The following is a 7850-nucleotide window of genomic DNA, read 5'->3' as shown; positions in this document are numbered from 1 at the left end:
CTGGCACTTTGCATGGGTTATTTGGCTTATTCGCTCTCAATGAAGCGCTGAGCGGCAGGAGGTCCAGCTGGCTCCTAGTGTTGGGATTAATAACTAAGATCGCTTGGGAGCAGCTTATTGGCCCTTCGAGCACGACTGGCGAACTGATTAATGCTCGAGTAGCCATTGAAGCCCACCTAGCAGGTGCTATCGCTGGAGGCTTCATGGCTATGGCGTTATGGCTACCGAATAAAAAGTAACCCTCAATAACCCGCCAAATTAAAGTTGAATTCGCTCACGATTCTTTTCAACCGTTGCCTCGCCAATACCTTTCACATTGACCAAGTCACTGGGTTTTGTAAATGCACCATGCTTATCCCGATAATCGACAATCTCTTGGGCTTTTTTGTCACCCACACCAACAAGTAATGCTGATAATTCATCAGCCGTAGCTTTATTGATGTTTACGGTGATTTCAATGCCGTCGTACAACTCTGCCTTAGTCGGACTATCAGCAAACACTCCAGCACTCAGAGTAATTAGAAATGAAAGAAGTAATGTTGAATATATTGTTCGCATAAACCGTTCCTTTGTTCAAAAAAGGTAACTTATGCATTTACCGCGGCAGATAACACAATCACCAGATAAAAATAAAGCGGGTCACCTAAGTGACCCGCTTTGTTATACATCTTGTTTTCATCAGATTGTTTGTTAGCTCACAAATCTGATTTATCGGATAAACCTAACTTGCAAAGCAAAAGCCTTGTTTTGACTGACAGTAGTAAGAGACCAAAGTCATCTTGCTAGCCAGTTTAAGCTAACCTTAATGACCTTGACCTTGACCTACTACGTAGTATTCAACATCTGCGTTTTCACGAAGTACGTTTAGTACGTTGGTCAGATCTTGTTGGTTGCCAACTCGTTCCAGTTGAGCACCAATTTGAGTGCTGTAAGCTGGGTCGATTTCAGCCGTTACTTTAGAAAGTTCTACAACAACGATGTTACCGTCTTGGTCTTTAGATTGGCCAAACACCGCTTGACCGCCTTCAGGCTTCGCTAGAGCGAATACAGAAGCTGCCAATGGAGAGTTACGGTCAATTGTTTCAAGTTCAGTGAACTCAAGGTTGTTATCCGCTAATACTGCTTCATTGCCTTGCTTAAGTTCGTTCACTAGAGAAACACCTAACTCAACCGCTTGCTGCTCGGCTTGTACAGCAGACAGCGCAGCCACAACTTGATCCTTCACTTGTTCTAGAGGAAGAACTGTTTCGTCACGAGTCTCTTCTACACGAACAACAATCACGTGTTCAGGAGCCACTTCGATAACTTCAGAGTTTAGGCCGTCTTCTTTCACTTCTGGGCTCAAGATAGCTTGCATAACAGCAGGCGTCATCAATACTTCTGGTGCATCTACTTGAGAGATGAAATCAGTCGTTGTGATCTTAGCGTTAATTGCTTCTGCAGAGTCATCTAGAGAGTCAGGGAATTCAAACGCTACTTTCTCTAATTCAGTTTGCTGTTCGTAGAACTGGTCTACTGCGTGCTGGTCTAGAAGCTCTGTCTTAATCTCTGCCGCTACTTCAGAGTAAGGCTGAGCTTGAGATGCTTTCAGTTCGTCTAGCTTGATGATGTGGTAGCCAAAATCAGATTTAACTAAACCCGTTGTATCACCAATATTCTGAAGAGCAAAAGCGGCTTCTTCGAATGCTGGGTCCATAACATCACGTTCGATCCAACCTAGGTCACCACCAACTTCAGCACTGCCGAAGTCATCAGATTTTTCTTCCGCTAACGTTGCGAAATCAGCGCCTGCGTTGAGTTCGTCCAGGATGGACTGCGCTTTCGCTTCATCGTCGCCTTGAACTAGGATGTGACTAACTTTACGCTGCTCTGAAGTTGAGTACTTATCTAGATGCTCTTCATAGTATTTCTGAGCTTCTTCATCACTCACTTTAAGCTGCGACTTAAGTGCTTCGGCTGAAAGTTCGATGTAAGACACCTTAGCTTGCTCTGGACGAGTGTAAGCTAATGGGTTTTCAGAGTAGTACTGTTCAATCTGCTCGTCGGTAAGCTCAATGTCTTTCGCTAAATCAGCAACAGAAAGCGTCACAGTACGAATATCACGAGTTTGAGCAATCAGTTTGCTTTGAGTATCGATTTCGCCTTGAAGAACAAATTCACTGCCTTGAAGTGCAGTAACAAGTTGATTACGCATTAGGTCACGACGCATGTATTCAGCGAAGCTTTCTGCGCTGAAACCTGCACGACGTAGTGCTGATTGGTAAACTTCTTGATCGAATTGGCCAGCCGTTTGGAACTGAGGCATTTCTAGAATCATGGTACGGATTTGAGAATCGCTGATTCGTAGACCTAAAGACTCAGCTTGCTGCTCAAGTAGAACATCGTTGATCATGCGATCAAGGACTGATTTACGGAAAGACTCTACGTATGCAGGGTCTGCAAGCATTTGAGCGAAGTAATCGCCAAGTTGAGATTGCATGCGATTACGTTCGTTTTGGTAAGCTTGTTCAAACTCGCCACGAGCAATTTCTGTGTTGCCAACTTTAGCTGCTGCGTTGTTACCGCCACCGGTGATGTAGCTGCCTACACCTGCGAATACGAATGACAGGATAATCAACCCAAGGATAATTTTTACCGCGATGCTATTCACGCCTTCGCGTAATCGATCCATCATAATTTAAGTGCTCTCCGGATATGAAGCATTGGCTTCAAAATAAAAATCTATTCACGCGATATTATCAGAAAAAGAAATGCGCATCAGTAGGATGCGCATAATTTAAATAAGTTCAATGTGCTTTGCACACATACTGCCTAAGAATGAAACATCATTGTTCAAACAGTAAACGCATGTTAATGCTTTCCCCTCTTCACATTCGAGGTTCCAGCAAACAAAAATTAGTTACATGCGTCTTTAAGTGCTTTACCCGCCTTGAAGCCAGGTACTTTAGCTTCTGCAATTTGGATCTCTTCACCAGTTTTTGGGTTACGACCTGTACGAGCAGCACGAGTACGAACACTGAAAGTACCAAAGCCAACAAGTGCAACTTGGTCACCTGATTGTAGCGTTGTGCCAACTGCTTCGATGAAAGCGTCTAGAGCGCGACCAGCTGAAGCTTTAGAGATGTCTGCGTTTTCTGCGATTGATTCTACTAGTTGTGTTTTATTCACTGTTTTTCCCCTATGTGTCATCTGTGACTAAATCTCGATGACTGTACGTTCCATTTTGGTTTTTATTTCGCCGCAAGCCTTATTGCAAAAGGGATTGCCGCTTTAGCGAATAACTTAGCGTCCAAAAAAAACGCTGACAAGCCTTTTCGAGCCTATCAGCGTAATTCTTTACTTATTTTTGCTACGCATCACTATTTTTTCACGTCAAACTCGACCCCTGACGGATCTCGTTCTAGCGCAACCTTAAGAACTTCATCAATCCATTGGACTGGAATCACCTTCAAGTCAGCAATAACGTTGTCTGGAATCTCTTCCAAATCACGCTCATTGTCTTTAGGAATCAAGACTGTTTTGATGCCACCACGGTGAGCTGCAAGCAGTTTTTCTTTCAAACCGCCGATAGGTAAAACTTCACCTCGTAGGGTAATTTCACCAGTCATACCCACCTCAGCTTTTACAGGATTACCCGTTAAGCTAGAAACAAGTGCAGTACACATTGCAATACCCGCGCTTGGGCCATCTTTTGGTGTAGCACCTTCAGGCACGTGAACGTGAATATCGCGTTTCTCGTAAAAATCAGTGTTGATACCTAGATTTTCAGCACGAGAGCGAACCACGGTCATTGCCGCCTGAATCGACTCTTTCATCACATCACCCAATGAGCCGGTTTGCGTTAGCTTACCTTTACCTGGCATTGATTCAGTTTCGATTGTCAGTAGGTCACCACCCACTTGAGTCCACGCTAGACCAGTTACCTGACCAATACGATTGCTCTCATCCGCTTTACCAAAGTCATGACGTTGAACGCCTAAGTACTCTTTCAGGTTATCAATGTTAACCGTTACAGACTTAAGGTCGCTGTCTAGCAAAATGTTTTTAACTGCTTTACGACAGATCTTAGAGATTTCACGCTCTAGGCTACGTACACCTGCTTCACGCGTGTAATAACGAATAATGCCGATGATTGCAGAGTCTTCAATCTCAATTTCATGAGGCTTAAGACCGTTGCGTTGAACTTGCTTGTCCAATAGGTGGCTCTTAGCAATATTCAGCTTTTCATCTTCTGTATAACCAGACAAACGAATCACTTCCATACGGTCCAGAAGAGGGCCAGGAATGTCCATCGAGTTCGACGTCGCAACAAACATAACATCTGACAGATCGTAATCGACTTCTAGATAATGATCGTTAAATGCGTTGTTTTGCTCAGGGTCTAGTACTTCTAGAAGCGCTGAAGATGGGTCGCCACGCATATCAGAAGACATCTTGTCGATTTCATCTAATAGGAACAGTGGGTTTTTAACGCCAACTTTAGACATCTTCTGGATAAGTTTACCCGGAAGAGAACCGATGTACGTACGACGGTGACCACGAATCTCAGCTTCATCACGAACGCCGCCTAGCGCCATACGAGTGTACTTACGACCCGTTGCCGCAGCAATAGAACGACCTAGAGAGGTTTTACCAACGCCAGGAGGACCAACAAGACAAAGGATTGGACCTTTCAGTTTGTTGATACGGTTTTGTACAGCCAAGTATTCAAGAATACGTTCTTTAACACGCTCTAAGCCGTAGTGATCTTCATTTAAGATCTCTTCCGCTTTCGCTAAATTCTTTTTAACTTTTGAACGCTTAGCCCAAGGAACGCCTACCATCCAATCGATGTAGCTACGTACTACTGTTGCTTCAGCAGACATTGGCGACATCATTTTCAGTTTTTGCAGTTCTTGCTCTGTTTTCTCACGAGCTTCTTGAGGCATCTTAGAATCTTCGATTTTCTTCTTCAGAGTCTCGAATTCATCCGGTGCATCGTCCATCTCGCCAAGTTCTTTCTGAATCGCTTTCATTTGCTCATTCAGATAGTACTCGCGCTGAGATTTCTCCATTTGTTTCTTAACGCGGCCACGAATGCGTTTTTCAACTTGTAGGATGTCAATTTCTGACTCCATTTGGCCCATCAAGAATTCCAGACGTTCAGTGACATCTAAAATTTCTAGAACGTGCTGCTTGTCTACCAATTTAAGTGGCATGTGCGCAGCAATCGTATCAGCAAGGCGAGCAGCCTCATCAATACCGTTCAGAGACGTTAGAACCTCTGGTGGAATCTTTTTGTTTAGCTTAATAAAGCCTTCGAATTGATTGATCGCACTACGAACAACCACTTCTTGTTCTTTTTCGTCAAGTTCTGAAGTAACAACGTATTCGGCATCCGCTAAGAAAAATTCACTTTCTTTGAATTGGTGAATTTTTGCACGCTGCTGACCTTCGACAAGTACTTTAACCGTACCATCAGGGAGCTTTAGTAACTGAAGAATGGTAGCGACTGTACCTACGTTAAATAGGTCGTCGATTGAAGGCTCATCAGTGTCCGCTTCTTTCTGCGCTACAAGTAGTACTTGTTTGTTAGCTTCCATTGCCGACTCAAGGCAAGTAATCGATTTTTCACGACCAACAAACAATGGAATAACCATGTGTGGGTAAACCACTACATCACGTAGAGGTAGCACGGGGATTTCGATACGCTCGGAACGTTCCAAGTTCATATATTTCTCTCTTCCGCTTTAACTTATAAAGCAGTATATGGGGCTTAAACGACTGGATTCAATGGAAGAATAAAAAAAAGGAGGTAATTGCTTACCTCCTTTTTCAATTTGAGCGTGTGGTCTAAAAAAGACCTACTCTGCAGCAGCTGCTTGATTATCTGAGTTACTGTAAATCAACAGTGGTTCTGACTCACCATTAATTACCGACTCATCAATCACAACTTTGCTTACATCAGTTGAAGATGGCAGTTCGTACATAGTTTCCAGTAGAACACCCTCCAAAATAGAGCGTAGACCACGAGCACCTGTTTTACGGTTCATTGCTTTCTTAGCAATGGCACGTAGTGCGTCTTCGCGGAATTCTAACTCTGTATCCTCAAGTTCAAATAATGCAGCGTACTGTTTTGTCAGTGCATTCTTTGGTTCACAAAGGATTTGGATTAGCGCTTCTTCATCAAGCTCTGTCAGTGTTGTTGTAACAGGTAGACGACCAATGAATTCTGGAATTAGACCATACTTCACTAGATCTTCAGGTTCTACTTGAGTGAACAGTTCACCGATAGTTTTGGTTTCGTCTTTAGAACGCACTTCTGCGCCAAAGCCGATACCGGAACCTGTTTCTACACGTTGCTCAATCACCTTATCTAGGCCTGCAAACGCACCACCACAGATAAATAGGATCTTAGATGTATCCACTTGCAAGAACTCTTGCTGTGGATGCTTACGACCACCTTGAGGTGGAACTGAAGCAACGGTGCCTTCAACAAGTTTTAGCAGAGCCTGCTGTACACCTTCACCAGACACGTCACGCGTGATGGATGGGTTTTCAGCTTTACGAGAAATCTTGTCGATTTCATCGATATAAACAATGCCACGTTCCGCTTTCGCTACGTCATAATCACATTTTTGAAGCAACTTCTGGATGATGTTTTCAACATCTTCGCCCACGTAACCTGCTTCGGTTAGTGTCGTTGCATCTGCCATTGTGAAAGGAACGTCTAGGAAACGAGCCAATGTTTCAGCAAGGAGTGTTTTACCACTACCAGTAGGGCCGATAAGAAGAATGTTACTCTTACCTAGCTCTACGCCTTCAGCTGTCGTATCACCATTACGCAAACGCTTGTAGTGGTTATATACCGCAACTGCTAGCACTTTTTTCGCGTATTCTTGACCGATTACATAGTCGTCAAGATGCTCACGAATCTCACGCGGCGTTGGCAGCGATTCCGATTCTTTCTTAGGAAGAACATCTTTAATTTCTTCACGAATAATGTCGTTACAAAGATCGACACATTCATCACAAATGTAAACAGAAGGACCTGCGATTAACTTGCGAACTTCGTGCTGGCTTTTGCCACAGAAAGAGCAGTAAAGCAGTTTACCGCTACCACCCTCTTTGCTTTTGTCTGTCATTCGCTAACCTCTTAGCCTTTACTCTCTATGTTTGAGTGTATAACAATTTGAATCACTTTGCGTTAAACAATTGCCTTGCAATTATTGACCGCGGTGATTAAGAACTGAATCCACCAAACCGTATTCTACTGCTTGATCAGCAGACATGAAATTATCACGATCTGTATCACGCTCAACAACTTCTAGAGGCTGGCCTGTATGCTCTGCCAATAGTTTGTTTAGCTTTTGTTTGATCGTTAGGATCTCTTGCGCGTGAATTTGAATATCAGACGCTTGGCCTTGGAAGCCGCCAAGTGGCTGGTGAATCATTACACGTGAGTTTGGAAGCACGTGACGCTTACCTGGAGTACCACCCGCTAGTAAGAACGCACCCATAGAGCAAGCTTGACCCATACATACTGTGCTCACGTTTGGCTTGATGAACTGCATTGTGTCGTAGATCGACATGCCCGCTGTTACGCTACCGCCAGGTGAGTTGATGTAAAGATAGATATCTTTGTCTGGGTTTTCTGATTCCAAGAAAAGCAGTTGAGCCACGACAAGATTTGCCATGTGGTCTTCCACTTGACCGGTTAAGAAAATGATACGTTCTTTTAATAGACGAGAATAAATATCGTAAGAACGTTCACCACGGGAAGTCTGTTCAACCACCATAGGAACTAGTGCGTCCATAATCGATGGCATTGTATTTTTTTCTTGGTAGCTCATATTCTTATGTCCCTAAAA

General features: G+C 43.7%; 6 protein-coding genes and 1 pseudogene. 1 reads left to right on the top strand and 6 read right to left on the bottom strand.

Annotated features, from left to right (window positions below):
- Positions 1-239 (top strand): annotated as a pseudogene (locus tag IQO02_RS22300) (rhombosortase); the annotation flags it as partial.
- 19 nt (positions 240-258) lie between these two features.
- Here IQO02_RS22300 and IQO02_RS20730 read toward each other — a convergent pair.
- The 6 genes from IQO02_RS20730 to clpP form a co-directional block, all read right to left on the bottom strand.
- Entirely contained in the window at positions 259-558 is a 300-nt protein-coding gene (locus IQO02_RS20730) for a ComEA family DNA-binding protein (RefSeq protein WP_102282545.1), read from the bottom strand.
- Between the two features lie 244 nt (positions 559-802).
- Positions 803-2674, bottom strand: a complete 1872-nt coding sequence (gene ppiD / locus IQO02_RS20725; RefSeq protein WP_016767081.1) for a peptidylprolyl isomerase — start codon at positions 2672-2674, stop codon at positions 803-805.
- Positions 2675-2895: 221 nt separating this feature from the next.
- Entirely contained in the window at positions 2896-3189 is a 294-nt protein-coding gene (locus tag IQO02_RS20720) for an HU family DNA-binding protein (protein ID WP_012604504.1), read from the bottom strand.
- 170 nt (positions 3190-3359) lie between these two features.
- On the bottom strand, positions 3360-5711 hold the full coding sequence (gene lon, locus IQO02_RS20715; protein ID WP_010439506.1) for an endopeptidase La: 2352 nt from the start codon (positions 5709-5711) through the stop codon (positions 3360-3362).
- 132 nt (positions 5712-5843) lie between these two features.
- Positions 5844-7124 carry an ATP-dependent protease ATP-binding subunit ClpX gene (gene clpX / locus IQO02_RS20710; protein ID WP_010439502.1) on the bottom strand — a complete coding sequence of 427 codons (1281 nt, stop codon included), beginning with the start codon at positions 7122-7124 and terminating at the stop codon, positions 5844-5846.
- 81 nt (positions 7125-7205) lie between these two features.
- Entirely contained in the window at positions 7206-7832 is a 627-nt protein-coding gene (gene clpP, locus IQO02_RS20705; protein ID WP_004736080.1) for an ATP-dependent Clp endopeptidase proteolytic subunit ClpP, read from the bottom strand.
- Between the last annotated feature and the right edge of the window lie 18 nt (positions 7833-7850).

This window comes from Vibrio sp. OPT24 (assembly GCF_015163545.1).
GTDB classification, from domain to species: Bacteria; Pseudomonadota; Gammaproteobacteria; order Enterobacterales; family Vibrionaceae; genus Vibrio; species Vibrio cyclitrophicus.
The sequence above is the reverse complement of the archived record's forward strand: the minus strand, read 5'-3'. Positions and strand labels throughout refer to the sequence as shown.

Coding starts and splice junctions, on each gene's coding strand:
- clpP (WP_004736080.1), bottom strand. CDS start 7,832: ATGAGCTACCAAGAAAAAAATACAATGCCATCGATTATGGACGCACTA.
- ppiD (WP_016767081.1), bottom strand. CDS start 2,674: ATGATGGATCGATTACGCGAAGGCGTGAATAGCATCGCGGTAAAAATT.
- IQO02_RS20730 (WP_102282545.1), bottom strand. CDS start 558: ATGCGAACAATATATTCAACATTACTTCTTTCATTTCTAATTACTCTG.
- IQO02_RS20720 (WP_012604504.1), bottom strand. CDS start 3,189: ATGACACATAGGGGAAAAACAGTGAATAAAACACAACTAGTAGAATCA.
- clpX (WP_010439502.1), bottom strand. CDS start 7,124: ATGACAGACAAAAGCAAAGAGGGTGGTAGCGGTAAACTGCTTTACTGC.
- lon (WP_010439506.1), bottom strand. CDS start 5,711: ATGAACTTGGAACGTTCCGAGCGTATCGAAATCCCCGTGCTACCTCTA.